This window comes from Carnimonas bestiolae (assembly GCF_051251145.1).
In the GTDB taxonomy this organism is placed as follows: Bacteria; Pseudomonadota; Gammaproteobacteria; order Pseudomonadales; family Halomonadaceae; genus Carnimonas; species Carnimonas bestiolae.
In genome coordinates, this window is the sequence record NZ_JBPCZK010000005.1 from 1 (window position 1) to 14,892 (window position 14,892).

14 protein-coding genes and 2 rRNA genes are annotated in these 14,892 nt (G+C 56.6%); 8 read left to right on the forward strand and 8 right to left on the reverse strand.

Annotation, left to right across the window (positions count from 1 at the left end):
• Both rrf (R84865_RS07445) and rrf (R84865_RS07450) read left to right on the forward strand, forming a co-directional pair.
• Window positions 1-85 (forward strand): 5S ribosomal RNA (rrf, locus tag R84865_RS07445); the annotation flags it as partial.
• A 79-nt stretch (window positions 86-164) separates the two neighbouring features.
• A 5S ribosomal RNA gene (gene rrf / locus R84865_RS07450) occupies window positions 165-274 on the forward strand.
• A gap of 131 nt (window positions 275-405) precedes the next feature.
• Here rrf (R84865_RS07450) and R84865_RS07455 read toward each other — a convergent pair.
• Window positions 406-1,566 carry a carbohydrate porin gene (locus R84865_RS07455; protein WP_435639282.1) on the reverse strand — a complete coding sequence of 387 codons (1,161 nt, stop codon included), beginning with the start codon at window positions 1,564-1,566 and terminating at the stop codon, window positions 406-408.
• A gap of 706 nt (window positions 1,567-2,272) precedes the next feature.
• Between R84865_RS07455 and R84865_RS07460 the strand changes: the two genes are divergently transcribed.
• On the forward strand, window positions 2,273-3,706 hold the full coding sequence (locus R84865_RS07460) for an amidase family protein (protein WP_435639283.1): 1,434 nt from the start codon (window positions 2,273-2,275) through the stop codon (window positions 3,704-3,706).
• A gap of 46 nt (window positions 3,707-3,752) precedes the next feature.
• On the opposite strand, the gene gloA2 is transcribed toward R84865_RS07460, so the two are convergent.
• Both gloA2 and hisC read right to left on the reverse strand, forming a co-directional pair.
• On the reverse strand, window positions 3,753-4,157 hold the full coding sequence (gene gloA2 / locus R84865_RS07465) for an SMU1112c/YaeR family gloxylase I-like metalloprotein (protein WP_435639284.1): 405 nt from the start codon (window positions 4,155-4,157) through the stop codon (window positions 3,753-3,755).
• The gene (hisC, locus tag R84865_RS07470) at window positions 4,154-5,209 is read right to left on the reverse strand and encodes a histidinol-phosphate transaminase (RefSeq protein WP_435639285.1); all 1,056 of its coding nucleotides are present in this window, start codon (window positions 5,207-5,209) and stop codon (window positions 4,154-4,156) included. The genes gloA2 and hisC overlap by 4 nt, the downstream gene beginning before the upstream one ends.
• Before the next feature lie 215 nt (window positions 5,210-5,424).
• On the opposite strand from hisC, the gene R84865_RS07475 reads away from it, so the two are divergent.
• Window positions 5,425-5,904, forward strand: a complete 480-nt coding sequence (locus tag R84865_RS07475; RefSeq protein ID WP_435639286.1) for a copper resistance protein NlpE N-terminal domain-containing protein — start codon at window positions 5,425-5,427, stop codon at window positions 5,902-5,904.
• A 119-nt stretch (window positions 5,905-6,023) separates the two neighbouring features.
• Window positions 6,024-7,394, forward strand: a complete 1,371-nt coding sequence (gene radA / locus R84865_RS07480) for a DNA repair protein RadA (protein ID WP_435633460.1) — start codon at window positions 6,024-6,026, stop codon at window positions 7,392-7,394.
• A gap of 132 nt (window positions 7,395-7,526) precedes the next feature.
• Here radA and R84865_RS07485 read toward each other — a convergent pair whose 3' ends face one another.
• A complete protein-coding gene (locus tag R84865_RS07485) occupies window positions 7,527-8,216 on the reverse strand; it encodes a type 1 glutamine amidotransferase (protein ID WP_435633461.1) in 690 nt (229 codons plus the stop codon).
• Between the two features lie 171 nt (window positions 8,217-8,387).
• Here R84865_RS07485 and R84865_RS07490 point away from each other — a divergent pair, with 171 nt between their 5' ends.
• Together R84865_RS07490 and R84865_RS07495 are read left to right on the forward strand one after the other, a co-directional pair.
• Window positions 8,388-8,681, forward strand: a complete 294-nt coding sequence (locus R84865_RS07490; protein WP_435639287.1) for an MGMT family protein — start codon at window positions 8,388-8,390, stop codon at window positions 8,679-8,681.
• Window positions 8,682-8,724: 43 nt separating this feature from the next.
• On the forward strand, window positions 8,725-9,318 hold the full coding sequence (locus R84865_RS07495; RefSeq protein ID WP_435633463.1) for a DUF416 family protein: 594 nt from the start codon (window positions 8,725-8,727) through the stop codon (window positions 9,316-9,318).
• A gap of 99 nt (window positions 9,319-9,417) precedes the next feature.
• Here R84865_RS07495 and hisF read toward each other — a convergent pair whose 3' ends face one another.
• The 4 genes from hisF to hisB all read right to left on the reverse strand — a co-directional run bounded on the left by hisF (window position 9,418) and on the right by hisB (window position 12,315).
• On the reverse strand, window positions 9,418-10,191 hold the full coding sequence (gene hisF, locus R84865_RS07500; RefSeq protein ID WP_435633464.1) for an imidazole glycerol phosphate synthase subunit HisF: 774 nt from the start codon (window positions 10,189-10,191) through the stop codon (window positions 9,418-9,420).
• Window positions 10,192-10,206: 15 nt separating this feature from the next.
• Window positions 10,207-10,953, reverse strand: coding sequence for a 1-(5-phosphoribosyl)-5-[(5-phosphoribosylamino)methylideneamino]imidazole-4-carboxamide isomerase (hisA, locus tag R84865_RS07505; protein WP_435639288.1), 747 nt, complete (start codon window positions 10,951-10,953; stop codon window positions 10,207-10,209).
• 63 nt (window positions 10,954-11,016) lie between these two features.
• Window positions 11,017-11,655, reverse strand: coding sequence for an imidazole glycerol phosphate synthase subunit HisH (gene hisH / locus R84865_RS07510; protein ID WP_435639289.1), 639 nt, complete (start codon window positions 11,653-11,655; stop codon window positions 11,017-11,019).
• Window positions 11,656-11,703: 48 nt separating this feature from the next.
• The gene (gene hisB, locus R84865_RS07515; protein ID WP_435633467.1) at window positions 11,704-12,315 is read right to left on the reverse strand and encodes an imidazoleglycerol-phosphate dehydratase HisB; all 612 of its coding nucleotides are present in this window, start codon (window positions 12,313-12,315) and stop codon (window positions 11,704-11,706) included.
• 286 nt (window positions 12,316-12,601) lie between these two features.
• On the opposite strand from hisB, the gene R84865_RS07520 reads away from it, so the two are divergent.
• Window positions 12,602-14,803, forward strand: a complete 2,202-nt coding sequence (locus tag R84865_RS07520; RefSeq protein ID WP_435639290.1) for an AsmA family protein — start codon at window positions 12,602-12,604, stop codon at window positions 14,801-14,803.
• Window positions 14,804-14,892 lie beyond the last annotated feature (89 nt).

The window sequence follows — 14,892 nt, forward strand, 5'->3', positions numbered from 1 at the left end:
ATCCCATGCCGAACTCAGAAGTGAAACCGTTTAGCGCCGATGGTAGTGTGGGGATTCCCCATGTGAGAGTAGGTCATCGTCAGGCATTTATTCCAAACCCTCGATTGGTTAGCACCGGTCGAGGGTTTTTCTTTGGCTGGAGGAAAAGCCGGAGAGCGTAGAAGCCGGCTGGCGAGCGGCCACCACCTGATCCCATGCCGAACTCAGAAGTGAAACCGCTTAGCGCCGATGGTAGTGTGGGGATTCCCCGTGTGAGAGTAGGTCATCGTCAGGCATTTATTCCAACCCCTCGATTGGTTAACACCGGTCGAGGGTTTTTCTTTGGTTGGAGGAAAGGCCGGAGAGCGCAGAAGCCGGCTGGCGAGCGGCCACCACCGACCGGGGCCATTGGCCATTTTTCCTCCATTAAAACGATAAGATCGCTACCAACTGGTAGATTAGCGCATCGGCTTGCTTAGGCGTGAAGGCGGGCTGAGTTTGGTACGTTAGCGCGTTGTTAAGGTAAAAACCGCGGAAGACATTGGCAGCGTAAGACGCTGTAATCCCCGTGCTCGAGTGTTCAGCACCAATGTCGTTGTCTTCCAATAAATGACGCCCGTCCTTGTTGAAGAACGAGCGCGATGCGCCCAGCGATGCCATGTCGTAAGGACGCGATGCAAATGGCCCGATGTAAAAGGTGGTGAGCTGAATATCACCGCCATAGATATTGCGATCCTGCGGGATATAGGTCGACTTTGCATCTACGTACCACCCCCTACGGCTGATGTGATCTGGCTGAGTAAGCTGCGCCGTATAGCCGGCGTAAATGCCGTAGTTATTGCTCGACTCGCCTCCTTTCCATTTGCGGTAATGGCTAGTGTTATAAATGCCACCAACACGAGCCCATAAGCCACGCTGATGAGGAGCGGAGGGGCGTTTGAAGCCAGCTTCATCGACGAACATTGCACGCGCACCGCTTACCTTTAGCTTGAAGCCGGTAGGGTTATCATCCAACCCCTGAATGTATCCCTTCGGACTGCCGCTACGCGCCATGGTGAATTCGTTGTACCAATGTTTACTGGGATCTCTTCCGGTAATTGTTACTGCTGGCACCGCTTCGAATTGCGTCAGGCCTACCTGGGTGGGAAGCGTTGCACTCGGGCCTTGCGCCGCAGTAGCACTATTGCCGCCCAGTACGCTGCCGTAATATTCGTTCAGCAACGTGTAGTAGCCGTACTGCAAGGAAAGCTGCCCATCGAAGAAACGTTGATTCACTGCGAAGGTGCTCATCGCGGCATAGTTAGGCCGCACTTCCTTGTATTGCCCGCCTTGCCACACTCCTCCCACAATAAATTGCGCATCTCCTCCCCAGCCCAAGCGCGTTAGGTCGTAGGTCAGGTTCCAGGCGGTGCGTGGCTTATAGGTGGGCGACTGCCCGTTATAGGTACGTGGGTGGCGATTGTGCCCGCGTATATCGTAGGAGTAGTCGCCTGATATAAGCCCCTCTATGCCCCAGCCGTGCTCTGCCAGCACTTGTCTAAAGCCCCCCATAGAGGGGAACAACGTTTGGCAAGGGCGTTGCATCATTGAATTGATACTATGACGCGGCGCCAGTTTATCCCATGCATGGCAGTTTTCGGCTGGCGTCTCTGCTTCTCCACTCTGTGATTGTGTCTTACCAGGTTGATTGTCGGTCTCGGCAACTGCCATCGAACTGCATGCGATTAAGGTGGTTCCCAGCAGCAGTCTTCCCCATAACGTCATAAGCGTTCCCATCTTTATACTGATAATTCGTGTTTTTTAATTTGATACTGTTGCAGAAATCGAATGTACTTTGCTTTTTATCAGTGCAACTTAGTCAATGGCTCGATGAGAGTGTAAGAATCGATCATGGGGTATTTATTACTTCACGTGTAATAACGATATTATTAGCTGCCGCGATGGAGACGTCGATAAGTGCTGCCGAAGGTAGAATCGTCGTAAAGGCACGACGGTATGCGCTCTCTCGCACCCGCAATCGACTGCTAAGTGTTGCGTCACGGCATCTCTCTGCTGGTCGCCGTATGCGAGAGCTGCTCCCGAATAGTCTGTGATAGCGCTTAATTTTCCACATCCGCACGATCGAGCCGCACTGGGGTACCGGTCTGGCACGCCATTTTCGTTAGCGTTATATCGAATACTTGTTTGTTATTTAATTTCGTTATTTATCGTTGGCGGAAATTTATAAGAGCGTATAAGTAAAGAATAGTGTTCACACCACCGCCATGGATTTATATCGCTCAAGGAGTTGCAGGTGTCACCTTCCCAAAACGCGTTAGATGATGTGATAGAGAACGAACAGAGCTGGCGATTGTCTGCTTCGCAGTTAGCGGTGCTGGTGAATAGCGGCAGGCTAAGTGCCTATTCGGTGGCTCGCCAGGCGCTGGCACGCTTAGAAGCGGTTAATCCCGCCATCAATGCAGTAGTGGACTATCGGAGCGATGATGTATTAGCGCAGGCGAAGCGTATCGATGAACGGTTAGCAGCGGGTGAAGAAGTAGGGCCATTGGCGGGGGTGCCCGTTACCATCAAGATCAACACGGATCAGAAAGGCTATGCCAATACCAACGGACTAATGTTGCAGAAGGATTTGATCGCAGACGCTAACAATCCTGTTGTGCAGCGCCTGATCGATGCTGGGGCCATTCTGCTTGGGCGTACGAACACGCCAGCCTTCAGCGCGCGTCTGTTCACCAACAATCGTCTGCATGGGCATACCTACAACCCACGAAACAAGGCGCTTACCCCGGGCGGCTCTTCGGGCGGAGCGGCTTCAGCACTCGCCAGCGGCATCGGTGCGCTTGCACATGGCACCGATATCGCGGGCTCTATTCGCTATCCCGCATTCGCTTGTGGTGTACATGGTTTACGCCCAACGCTTGGTCGCGTGGCCAATTTCAACCCAAGTGGCGCCGAGCGCAGTATTGGGCCTCAGTTGATGTCGGTAGCCGGCCCGCTTGCCCGCAGCGTTGCCGATCTTCGGCTAGCGCTTGGGGTGATGGCCCAACCCGATCCGCGCGATGTGTGGTACCAGCCTGCACCGCTACACGGCACACCAAAGCCGAAACGAGCGGCGGTGTGCTTGCGTCCCGAGGGGCTGGAGACTGCGCCGGAAATTCAGCATGAGCTTCACAAGGCCGCTGATGCGTTGCGCGCGAGTGGTTGGGTGGTGGATGAGGTAGAAGAGCTACCATCGCTAAAAGAACCTGCTTCCTTGCAGTTATCGTTGTGGCTGGCGGATGGTTTCGAGCAGTGGGCTGAAGTTGCGGAACAGGAAGGCGACGTTGCTATCCTGAAAATGATCGACAAAGCGCGTGGTTTTGTTGATCGGTTGCCCGCCGACGCGCTCTCATCGACCCTTACTAAACGTGCCACAGTGATTCGTCAGTGGAAGCGCTTCCTGGCCCAGTATTCGCTGGTATTGCTGCCTCCTGCCGCTGAGCTGGCGTTACCTGATCAACTCGATCTGACCGACCCGGAGCGCATGTCGCGGGGGCTGTTCCCAATGATGGCGATACCGGTGCTGGGGATACCCGCAATGACGCTTACCACCGCCCTAACCGACGACAACACGCCCGTGGGTATTCAGCTGCTTGGCGATTCGTTCCGGGAAGATATCTTGCTGGAGGCCGGAGGCGTTATCGAGGCGCGCGCAGCGCCCGTCACCATTGCTCAACCTGAGTTCTGATAGCGGGCGGCTCGAAGACATATATCAATGCCCACCGACGCAGGCCTTAAGTCACTTCGTAAAATTCGATGGGCGTGCCATCCGGATCTTTCACGAAGGTAAATCGCTTATCGGTGAGGGCGTCAACGCGCACCGGTTCTGCGGGCACGCCGTGTTCCCCCAGCCTTTCGATGATTGCCTCAATATCAGTGCAGCCGAAGGCGAGGTGACGAAGGCCGCACGCCTCTGGGCTATCTACGCGCGGCGGGGGAGAAGGAAACGAGAAAAGTTCCAACTGAGCGCCGCCGGGTAAACGCATATCCAGCTTATGGCTTTCGCGCTCAGCCCGCCAAGTTTCGCTGATCACCTGTGCGCCTAGGATATCAACGTAGAACCTGCGTGATGCAGCATAGTCAGAGGTAATCAGTGCAACATGATGAATACCGGTCAGCTCAGGTAATGCTTTACTCATGGCTGGAGTTGATCGATAGCGTCGATAAGTTGCTGCATTTCGTTATCGGTACCGATCGAGATGCGCAAGAAAGGCGCCAGTTTCTCCGCCGTAAAATGGCGTACCACGATGCCTTTGTCGCGCAAACCATCAAATAACGCAGCACCGCTTACCTTCGTCGGACGTGCAAAAACGAAATTGCTGTGCGAAGGCAGTACCTCGAAACCACGCGTTTCGAGCTCTTGGGTCGTCCAGGTACGGGTGGCGATCACGGCGTTAACGTTGCGCTCAAAGTACGCCTGGTCGGCGAGCGAGGCCACGGCGCAGGCGGACGCTAATCGATCGATGGGGTAGGAGTTGAAGGAGTTTTTAACTCGCTCAAGGCCCTCAATCAATTCACGGGATCCGATCGCGAAGCCAAGCCGAAGCCCCGCCAGGCTGCGCGACTTCGAGAAGGTGCCGCACACCAGCAGGTTGGGATAACGATCAATGAGCGGCACGCTGCTTTCGGCGCCGAAATCCACGTAGGCTTCGTCCACCAGTACCACCGAATGCTGCTGTCGTTCGAGCAGCTGCTGAATGGCTGATCTGGGGTGGGCGTGGCCGGTAGGAGCATTTGGATTGGCGAAAATGATACCGCCGTTGTGCTGGGGAAAAGCATCGAGATCGACGCGCCATTGTTCGTCGAGGGGCAGTGCTCGCCGCTCAATGCCGTACAGCTCGCAGTACACGGGATAGAAACTGTAGCTAATGTCGGGCATATACAAAGGCGCTTGCTGGCGGAAAAACGCCATAAAGGCGAGTGCTAGCACTTCATCGGAACCGTTGCCGACGAACACTTGCTCGGGCGCGACGTCGTACTGTTGCGCCAACGCGGCGCGCAGTTCGTCCGAGCTCGGATCGGGGTACAGCCGTAAACTCTCACTATCGAAATTGCGCAGCACGTCGGTAACAGCGGGCGCCGGAGGATAGGGATTTTCGTTGGTATTCAGTTTCACCAACCGCTGGCGTGGCTGTTCTCCGGGAACATAAGGGGTCAACTCGTGTACCGCTGGGCTCCAGAACGTGCTCATGGGAAAAGATAGGCTCCGCAAGTTCGCATCAAAACCCTCATATTCGCGCGTGGGGATAGTCCACGCAAGACATTCCCGGTGACAACTCGCTACACTCTGTTGATAGATGAGCGGTATGCTATGGTGACGTTATCGCCCGCTTAGGCGATGCCCAGTAAAAATGTGCTAACGGATGCATCGCATATAGCCACACGACCGGGAGCAAGGAGCACCTCATGAAGTTAAGGACCCTATCGGCAACGGCCGCTGCTGCATTGCTGTTGGCAGGCTGCGCAAGCCATCAGGAAGAAAGCGGTTCGGACCAGCAGGCAATTGAAAAAAGCGAGGCCAGCGCCCCGCAAACAGAAACCTTCAAAGGTACCTTTCCTTGCCGTAGCTGCACCGGCATCGACACTACCCTAACGATTGAAGGTGACAACAGCACCGCGTCTGCGGGCGATCATACCTTCACGCTGGATGCGAACTACAAGAACCATCCCAAGACCCCGGCCGCTGAGCACTATCAAGGCTCGTGGGGAGCGCTTTCGGGTACTCCCGATGACAAAAGCGCCAAGGTGATTCAGCTAACGCCGTCCGAGGGCAACGACAAGCGTGATTACTACTTCCTGCGCGTAGACGACAACACGCTGGAACTGATCAAGCCAGACCTTCACCGTTTCGAAAACGGCAACGCGCTGCGCCTGAAACGCCAGTAGCGGTGAGTCCTCAGTAAAAATTCCCCTTCACCGCGAAGCTATCAACGCCCCCTGCTCCCGCCCGCTGCAAAGGTTGGAGTGGGGCGGCGTTACGTCGGGTGTTTATCAAGAGAGTTGTTATGGCCAAACCCAAGTCCGCGTTCGTCTGCACTGAGTGTGGCGCTGAGTACTCCAAGTGGCAGGGGCAATGCAGTAGCTGCCGCGAATGGAACACGCTCAGCGAAGTGCGGCTCTCTTCGCCGTCACGCTCAGGCGGTGGGCAAGCGGTACGTCAGGGATACGCAGGCAGCGCGTCCAGCGACGTGGTCGATCTATCCAGTGTCGATTTGGCCGAGGTGCCGCGTTTCTCCTCGACCTTCAGCGAGTTTGACCGCGTATTGGGCGGCGGTCTGGTGCCGGGGTCGGCGGTATTGTTGGGTGGTAACCCTGGTGCCGGTAAATCGACGCTGCTTCTGCAAACTGCCTGCAAGCTCGCGCAGCAGAAGAAGGTGCTCTATGTGACGGGCGAAGAATCGCTGTCACAGGTGGCCATGCGTGCTCATCGCCTGCACCTGCCCACTCAAGGGCTGCATATGCTGGCGGAAACCAGCATTGAGACCATTCTGGCAACCTGCGAGCGCGAGCGCCCCGATATTCTGATTATCGACTCCATTCAGACCATGCACCTTGAAGACATCTCTTCAGCACCGGGCGGTGTAGCGCAAGTGCGTGAGTCTTCTGCGGCACTCACGCGTTTTGCCAAGCAAAGCAGCACCGTGCTGCTGCTGGTAGGGCACGTGACCAAGGATGGCACCCTTGCTGGGCCCAAGGTGCTCGAGCATATGATCGATGCTTCCTTGCTGCTGGAAGGCAGCGCTGACTCGCGTTTTCGCACCTTGCGGGGACAGAAGAACCGCTTTGGCGCTGTTAACGAACTTGGCGTATTCGCGATGCTTGAGCACGGTCTCAAGGAGGTCAAGAATCCCAGCGCGATCTTCCTTACCCGCGGTGAAGAACAGGCGGCAGGCAGCGTGGTGATGGTGGTATGGGAAGGCACCCGACCGTTGCTGGTCGAAGTGCAGGCGCTGCTGGACGAATCGCAGATGAGCAACCCACGGCGTGTTGCTGTGGGTATGGACGGTCAGCGACTAGCGATGCTGCTGGCGGTGCTGCACAAGCACGGTGGGTTGTTTAGCGGCGATCAGGACGTGTTTATCAACGTTGTAGGTGGCGTAAAAGTGCTGGAAACCAGTGCTGACCTGGCAGTGCTGCTCGCGATTGTATCGAGCTTGCGCAATCAGCCACTGCCGCGCGAACTGGTGGTGTTCGGCGAAGTTGGGCTGTCGGGTGAAATCCGTCCGGTGCCTAGCGGGCAAAGCCGTATTGTTGAAGCGGCCAAGCACGGCTTCACCAAGGCCATTGTGCCTAGCGCGAATGCGCCTAAGCAGGCTCCGGAAGGCATGCAGATTATCGGTGTCGACAAGCTAACGGATGCATTGGCTGCGCTCTAACGCGCCATAGACGTGCGGGGTGGTGCTTCAGCGAAAGAATTAGCGCTGGTTGTCGCCGCTTGGTACGCATCAATCGAGCACCACGGTCGTAAAAACGACCGTGGTGTTTTTTTATTGTGGCGGAAGGGGGGCTCACAGACGCAGCCATTGCAGCATGATGCGATCGAGAAGCGGGGCAAGCCGATCAAAGCGGCGATCTGACTCGACACAGGCATCCAGCGCCGCAGGATTCACGGCATCGTCGTCGGCACCCACGCAGGCCATGGTGCTTTCCGTGATCGCAAGGGCCGTAGTGGCGGTAACCTCGGTGTGAAACAACAGGCTGATAACGCGCTCGGAATCCCAGCAAAACCCTTGCAGCGGGGCAATGCGCGTACTGCCGATGGGCAATGCGCCTTGCGGTAGCCCAAAGATTTCCTGGTGCCAGTGAAAAACATCAAAGGTGTCAGGCACATTCAACGGGCAGTCGGGCGCCTTTCGAACGCTGCTCCAACCAAATTCCGGATAGCTGCCCGCAGACACCAGAGCGCCCATTTCCTGTGCAATCAGGCAACCGCCATAGCCGACGCCTAACAGAGGTTTAGCGCTGTTGAGCACGCGATGGATGAGCTTGCGCTCGCGTTTGATATGCAGATAAGGAGTGTCATCAAGCGCACTGTCGGGGCTATCCAGTACAATCAGTGCATCGAAATCGCTGGGTTTGGGCGGGATCTCATCCTCGTAAAGGTGGCAGGTATTGAAGCTGTGGCCCATTCCGGTCAGCCAGTCTGAAAAGCGCCCCGGGCCGTGGTCTGGATGATGCTGCAAGAAATAAACATGCATGGTGCGAACTCCCGCCGTAGCAATAGGTGGGGTATCCTTGTCGGACTCGCGTTGGATCAGCGCGACAAGGTGTGCTGGTCTTGCCCATACGGTGTTAAGGATAGCTGCCTTTTTGTTTTATCAAATGTTTTCGTGCAGCGATAGCGCCATTGCGTTAACAGAGAGCAAAAATTGTCTCCTGAACTGAAAGCACAGATCTATACCATTGTGGCGCGTGTGCCTGAAGGCCGAGTCACCAGCTACGGGCGTATCGCGGCAATGACAGAAGGTGCCACAGCACGCATGGTGGGTAGCGCGATGCGGCAACTGCCTAGCGGCCATGGCTTACCCTGGCACCGCGTTATTAACGCATCAGGCAAGCTGGCCGACCATGCGGGGGCTGTAGAACAACAGCGTTTGCTAAAGGCTGAAGGTATTAACCTCGAAGGAAAATCCCGGGTTCCCACTAGCTTCTTCTGGCCCTGAAAGCGGCTGTTTTCCTTGTTTACCGAACTTGCGCGGAAAATTTATGCACGAGAATCAATTCGATGCGCTGGAAGCAGCGTTCGAGTCCCTGGACGAACGCGGCAGTGTAGCCGCCGCAGCGACGCTGTGTGAGCGGATGCTGCATAACTACCGCCTATACTGCGAGATGAGCGGAGGCGGTCATCGGCGTCAGGCAGACAGCAGCATGGCGCTGGTGTGGGAGAAGCTGCTGGCTCCTGCGGCGAAAATAAATTTCGAGCTTCAGGCCGAAAAACTGCTTCCGCTGGAAACCGAGCTGGAGAAATCACTCGAAGACGGCGATAGCAGCTTTGGTGCGCAGATGGCGCGTGACGCCATTATGGCATTAGGCATTTGTTTGGAGGCCGCCGTAGGCAAACGTCCTGGGGCGGTGGTCGAACTGTCTCGGCTCTCACGTGGAGAAGTCGACCAGATGGCTGCGCTACGCGGGGAGCAGAGCGAGGACGCGGAAGCACTGCGGCAAGACGAGCAGGAATTCCAGAGCGAAATCATCGAGCTGCTAAGCGAGCAGGGGGCGGTGAAGCAGACAGTCCAAGCGCTCAAGCGTTTGGGCAATAACGACGGCGTAAGTAATCTCGGCCTCGCGCTGGAGGATTGAGCAATCGCAGGGGCGGGGCTTCTTCCTATCGCTTAGGCGCACAGGGATATGCTGTTATACCGAGCCCCGAGCCCGAAATAGCCTCTCACTGCTGGTGCGCTAGCGGCGTACTTCAATCCCCGCATCTGCTAAACGTTGCTTGGCCTGATCGATCGTATATTCACCGAAATGGAAGATGCTGGCGGCAAGCACCGCATCGGCATGCCCCTGCGTAATGCCATCGACAAGGTGGTCAAGATTGCCCACACCACCCGAGGCAATCACCGGTACATCGACGGCATCGCTGATGGCGCGCGTTACGCCGATATCGAAGCCTATCTTGGTGCCGTCACGATCCATGCTGGTGACCAGCAGTTCGCCCGCGCCTAGCTCAACCATTTTCTGCGCCCACTTCACCGCATCGAGTCCGGTAGGTTTGCGGCCGCCGTGGGTAAAGATTTCCCAACGCGGCGCTTCGCCTTCGCTCGACACGCGTTTGGCGTCGATTGCCACCACGATGCACTGATTGCCGAAGCGTTCAGCGGCTTCGCGCACAAATTCTGGATGAGTAACCGCGGCGGTATTGATCGATACCTTGTCGGCGCCGGCATTCAGCAGCGCACGAATGTCATCGCAGCTACGAATTCCACCGCCAACGGTCAGCGGAATAAACACTTCTCCCGCAATACGGCTGACCATCTCGAGCGTGGTGCCGCGCCCTTCATGACTGGCGGTAATATCGAGAAAGGTAATCTCATCGGCGTTTTGGTCGTTATAGCGCTTGGCGACTTCCACCGGATCGCCGGCATCGCGAATGCCAACGAAGTTAACGCCTTTGACAACGCGCCCTTGATCGACGTCAAGGCAAGGAATAATGCGTTTGGCAAGCGTCATGACGAAGCTCCTGAATCAGCGGGTAGGCGGTGCGATGGAATCGCTCAGACGCTGAGCGCTGGCAAGATCAAGGCTACCCTCGTAGATAGCGCGCCCGGTAATCGCTCCCAGAATGCCGCGCGGTGCTACTTCCGCCAGTGCCTTGATATCGTCTTCATTGGTGACGCCACCCGAGGCAATCACCGGTATGCCGGCATGCTCGGCGAGTTCGACGGTTGCTTCGACATTGACGCCCTGCATCATGCCGTCGCGGGCGATATCGGTGTACACGATGGCGCTAACGCCGTCGTTGGCAAAACGCTTGCCCAGCGTTAGCGCCTGGATTTCCGACACTTCGGCCCAGCCGTCAGTGGCCACCATACCGTCGCGTGCGTCGAGCCCGACGATGATATGGCCAGCGAATTCTTGGCACATCTCGGTAACGAAATCAGGCTCTTTCACCGCCAGCGTACCAATAATTACGTAAGAGACGCCGGCATCCAGATAGTGCTGGATGGTTTCGCGGGAGCGAATGCCGCCGCCAATCTGAATGGGTAGATCGGGGAAGGCCCGCGCAATGGCGGTCACAGCGCCCCCATTGACCGGTTTACCTTCGAAAGCACCATTAAGGTCCACCAGATGCAAACGGCGCGCGCCGGCATCTACCCAGCGGCTCGCCATCTCGACGGGATCAGAGCCATAGTTGGTGGCGTCTTCCATGCGGCCTTGTTTCAGGCGCACACAGTGCCCGTCTTTTAGATCAATGGCGGGAATTACCAGCATATCGGTTACCTTGTCGTTCTTGTTGGCTGCTCCAGCAGCACAATATCGAGCCAAGCGCCGCTGTCAGGGCGTCCAGCGAATGAAATTAGCGAGCAGCTTCAGCCCCATGGCGGCGCTTTTTTCCGGATGGAACTGCACCGCGAAGGTGGCATCGCGGCCAGTGGCGACATGCGCGGTGATATCACCGTAGTGCACGGTACCGAACACATCGGCGTCGTTGGCCGCCTTCACGTAATAGCTGTGCACGAAGTAGAAGCGCTCATTGTCAGGAATGCCTTCCCACAGCGCATGCGAATGGTGCTGGGCAACGTGGTTCCAGCCCATGTGCGGCACCTTCAGGCGCTCGCCATCTTCCTGCATATCGGAAGGGAAGCGTTTGACCTCACCGCCCAAATAGCTCAAACACTGGATGCCGCCGTTTTCTTCGCTGCTTTGTTGCAGCATTTGCTGGCCCACGCAAATGCCCAACAGCGGCTTGTCGGCGTCGTCGAGCATTTCCTGCACGACGCCGGTCAGTTCGGTACGCTCAAGCTCGCCCATGCAGTCGCGCATGGCGCCTTGGCCCGGCAGAATGACCCGAGAGGCAGTGCGGATATCGTCGGGGGCGCGGGTGATGATCACGGCTTCCTTGGTCAGGTGCTCGAGCGCTTTGGCAACCGAATGCAGGTTGCCCATACCGTAGTCAATGACAGCAATGGTCATGAAAACCTCACGTTGATAAGCGGGCAGTGTTACGTGGCAACGATGTGGTTACAGCGTGCCTTTGGTCGATGCAATACGGCCTGCCATGCGCTCGTCGTGGCTGACAGCCTGACGTACCGCGCGGCCAAATGCCTTGAAAATGGTCTCGACCTGATGGTGAGCGTTGTCGCCTTTCAGGTTATCGATATGCAAGGTAGCAGCGGCGTGGCCTACAAAACCGTTGAAGAATTCGCTGACCAGCTGTGTATCGAAACGGCCAACGGTGGCGCGGGTAAAATCAGCATTCATATACAGGCCGGAGCGTCCTGAAAAGTCGATTACGACGCGCGATAGCGCTTCATCAAGCGGCACATAGGCGTGTCCGTAGCGCTGAATGCCGCGCTTGTCGCCCAACGCCTCACGAAATGCCTGCCCCAACGCGATGCCAATATCTTCTACAGTATGGTGATCGTCGATCTCGATGTCGCCGTCGCATTGGATGGCGAGATCAAGCTGGCCGTGGCGTGCAACTTGATCGAGCATATGCTCAAAGAAGGGAACGCCGGTCTGAACGTCGAGCTTGCCAGTGCCATCGAGGTTGAGATCGATATGGATGCGAGTTTCAGCGGTGTCACGGGTGACGGTCGCGGTGCGAGCGTGGGTAGTGGCGTGGTCAGTCATTGCGTCCTGCTTTCAAGGTAGATGGCTGCCGATTGGGCTGGGGAAGTGGTGTGCCAGCCTTCACTTGGAAGAAGATGTAGCTGTGGATATTGCGTGCGAGTGAATCTGAACAAGGTGCATAACGCTGCCCAACTATGAGCAATACGCTGTTCACATGCTCGCTTGGCTGGGGTTAAAGGTACCACATGGGATACTATTCAGCACTGTTTAATCATGTGTTCCGGTAGCGCTGTTCGCGCACCGTTCACACTGCGATGGACAAGCGTCAGGGGGCGTTGAACGTGTTATGAAAAAGGCGATTTACGCACTGCTCGCGCTGGTGGGAGCGGCGATCATAGCGCTCGCGGGCGTGGCGATGTGCATCCAGCTTTTTTTCGATCCCGCCACCTATGCCGCTCGGTTTGAGCAGCGCATCGCACAGCACACTGGTCTTGTTGCTCGGGTTGACGGCAGCGCACACTGGAAGCTGTTTCCCCACCCCGCCATAGCGATAGACAACGTGCGTATTCAGCGTCAGGGCGCTTCACATAGCGAAGCGCCTTTGGCGCGTATCGACCGCGTTACCGTGGGCGTGTCGGTCGCTTCGCTTATCCATCGCAACGTAAAAATCGACTCGCTCTCGCTTTATCGCCCTCGCGTGGACCTGTTGCGCGATGCAGATGGCGGCCGCAATTGGCGTGCGCTAGCAAGCACTGATTCTTCATCGTCCGACTCCCATGACGCTGACTCTTCCACTAAGCCTGATGATGAAATCGATTCCACTGCCAACGCTTTGAATGTTTTGAGGCTCGACCTCGCCAAAGTCGAAGTGATCAGAGGGACCTTGCGTTACCGGGATCGCTCTCCAGCCGCGGCGGCTGCGATGTTGCCGGCCACCATGGTGGTCTCCAATATTAATGCCTCAGCGTCCAATCTCCATGAAGGCGATTTCTTCCCGGTCAACATTAACGCCGATATCGCGGCAGATAATGGCACCAGCAGTCATGTCCAGCTGAAAGGCAACGTCAATGCCGTCCCTTCAAAACGCCTCTATGCGTTGCAGAACGTTGATCTTACGGCCACCTCTAAAGTGCCGTGGTTATCGAAGGAGCGCTCGCAATATCTCAAAATGACCGTTGCGGGGATCGATAGTAGTCGCGGACGCGGAGACTACAACATTGATGATGTATCCATTGAGGCGGGGCTTTATCCGGATCTGCTCAATGGCTACGAGCTACCTTTGACGGCGCATTTTAACGTGTCGGGTAATAGCCGCTCGGGCGATGCTTCGATTCAGGATTTGTCAGTAAATAGCGACGATGGATGGCAGGCGACGGGTAACCTTACCGCTCGGGATTTCCCGTTGAGCCCCCGCTACAGTGGCAACGTCACCTTTCCCACAACGAACCTTCGCACTTGGTTAACGCGGCGCGGTATCGATCCTCAGCGAGCGGTGGCTGGCCCCAATGCGCTGTCGCGAGTGGCGCTGAGTGCGCAGGTAGAGGGCGATACGCAGTACATCAGCTTTCCCCATTTCTCCGCCAGTCTCGATAAGTACAACCTCAGCGGTGAGGCGAGCAAGGTATTTGCAGCCTCAGGGTTCTCGTTCGATGTGAAGAGCCCAATGCTGAATCTGGACCGTTATTTGCCGGGCAAGCGCAGCGATAACGCGCCCCAGGACGATGCCGAAGCAAACAAGGCTCATCAGCAAGCGCCGCGCAATGAGGCCAATCCGAGCCTGAATCGCGAGTTCCCGTGGCTTGGCGTTCTTCGGCAGGTTGATATGCAGGGCAAGCTGGCGCTGGGCGCACTGGTCCTGAAGGGGGCGCGCTTCCGACATGTGGAGGCAGACATCAATAATGTCGAGGGCTATCTGTCGATTTCCCATCTGTCGGCGGCCGTTTTTGGCGGAAAGCTGAGCGGCAGTGGTGCTTTGGATGCACGTCAGCGCGCGGTATCGGTGATGGTATCGCCTCATTTGGAACAATGGGATCTTGGTCAAGCGCTCAATGTGGTTAACCCGCAGTGGGGTGGTAAAATAGACGGCAAGCTCGATCTGTCCGCGCAACTGATGACCAGTGGCAGAAGTTTTGGCAAGTTGATCGATAATCTGGCCGGAAGCGGCAAAGTAACGTTAAGTGCAGGACGCATTCGCGGTATTGATGTAGGCAATGCGCTGTGTCGTGGTGCTTCTTCCGCACTACCGACAGGAGATGCTGTTGGCGAGGCGTCCCACATTGAGCGACTGAACGCCGACTTCACGCTCAACGACGGGGTGGTGTCGATGAATGATGCTTTCGCCGCCTTCCCGCAGTGGAGCGCTACTGGAAACGGCCAGGCGTCGTTCAACAATCGCACGTTTATTGCGAGAGTTCTGGCGCGCTCGGACGGTAAGGATGCGCCGCATTGCCTGACGACAAGCAGCAGTGACGTGCCAATGCGCTGTCATGGCGGTTTCGACGACGCTGCTGAGTCGTGGTGCGCCGCTGATCGCTATCGCATGCAATAGTCATCGCCCGAGCAGTAGCGCGCTTCTTGTCGAATCAATCGCACACAATGATAGACCGTACACCCGTTGGCTATTGCGCAGCGCAACGT

Excerpts from the sequence above, each read along its gene's own strand:
- R84865_RS07455 (WP_435639282.1), bottom strand. The coding sequence starts at position 1,566 with ATGATGCAACGCCCTTGCCAAACGTTGTTCCCCTCTATGGGGGGCTTT.
- gloA2 (WP_435639284.1), bottom strand. The coding sequence starts at position 4,157 with ATGAGTAAAGCATTACCTGAGCTGACCGGTATTCATCATGTTGCACTG.
- hisC (WP_435639285.1), bottom strand. The coding sequence starts at position 5,209 with ATGAGCACGTTCTGGAGCCCAGCGGTACACGAGTTGACCCCTTATGTT.
- R84865_RS07475 (WP_435639286.1), top strand. The coding sequence starts at position 5,425 with ATGAAGTTAAGGACCCTATCGGCAACGGCCGCTGCTGCATTGCTGTTG.
- radA (WP_435633460.1), top strand. The coding sequence starts at position 6,024 with ATGGCCAAACCCAAGTCCGCGTTCGTCTGCACTGAGTGTGGCGCTGAG.
- R84865_RS07485 (WP_435633461.1), bottom strand. The coding sequence starts at position 8,216 with ATGCATGTTTATTTCTTGCAGCATCATCCAGACCACGGCCCGGGGCGC.
- R84865_RS07495 (WP_435633463.1), top strand. The coding sequence starts at position 8,725 with ATGCACGAGAATCAATTCGATGCGCTGGAAGCAGCGTTCGAGTCCCTG.
- hisF (WP_435633464.1), bottom strand. The coding sequence starts at position 10,191 with ATGACGCTTGCCAAACGCATTATTCCTTGCCTTGACGTCGATCAAGGG.
- hisA (WP_435639288.1), bottom strand. The coding sequence starts at position 10,953 with ATGCTGGTAATTCCCGCCATTGATCTAAAAGACGGGCACTGTGTGCGC.
- hisH (WP_435639289.1), bottom strand. The coding sequence starts at position 11,655 with ATGACCATTGCTGTCATTGACTACGGTATGGGCAACCTGCATTCGGTT.
- hisB (WP_435633467.1), bottom strand. The coding sequence starts at position 12,315 with ATGACTGACCACGCCACTACCCACGCTCGCACCGCGACCGTCACCCGT.
- R84865_RS07520 (WP_435639290.1), top strand. The coding sequence starts at position 12,602 with ATGAAAAAGGCGATTTACGCACTGCTCGCGCTGGTGGGAGCGGCGATC.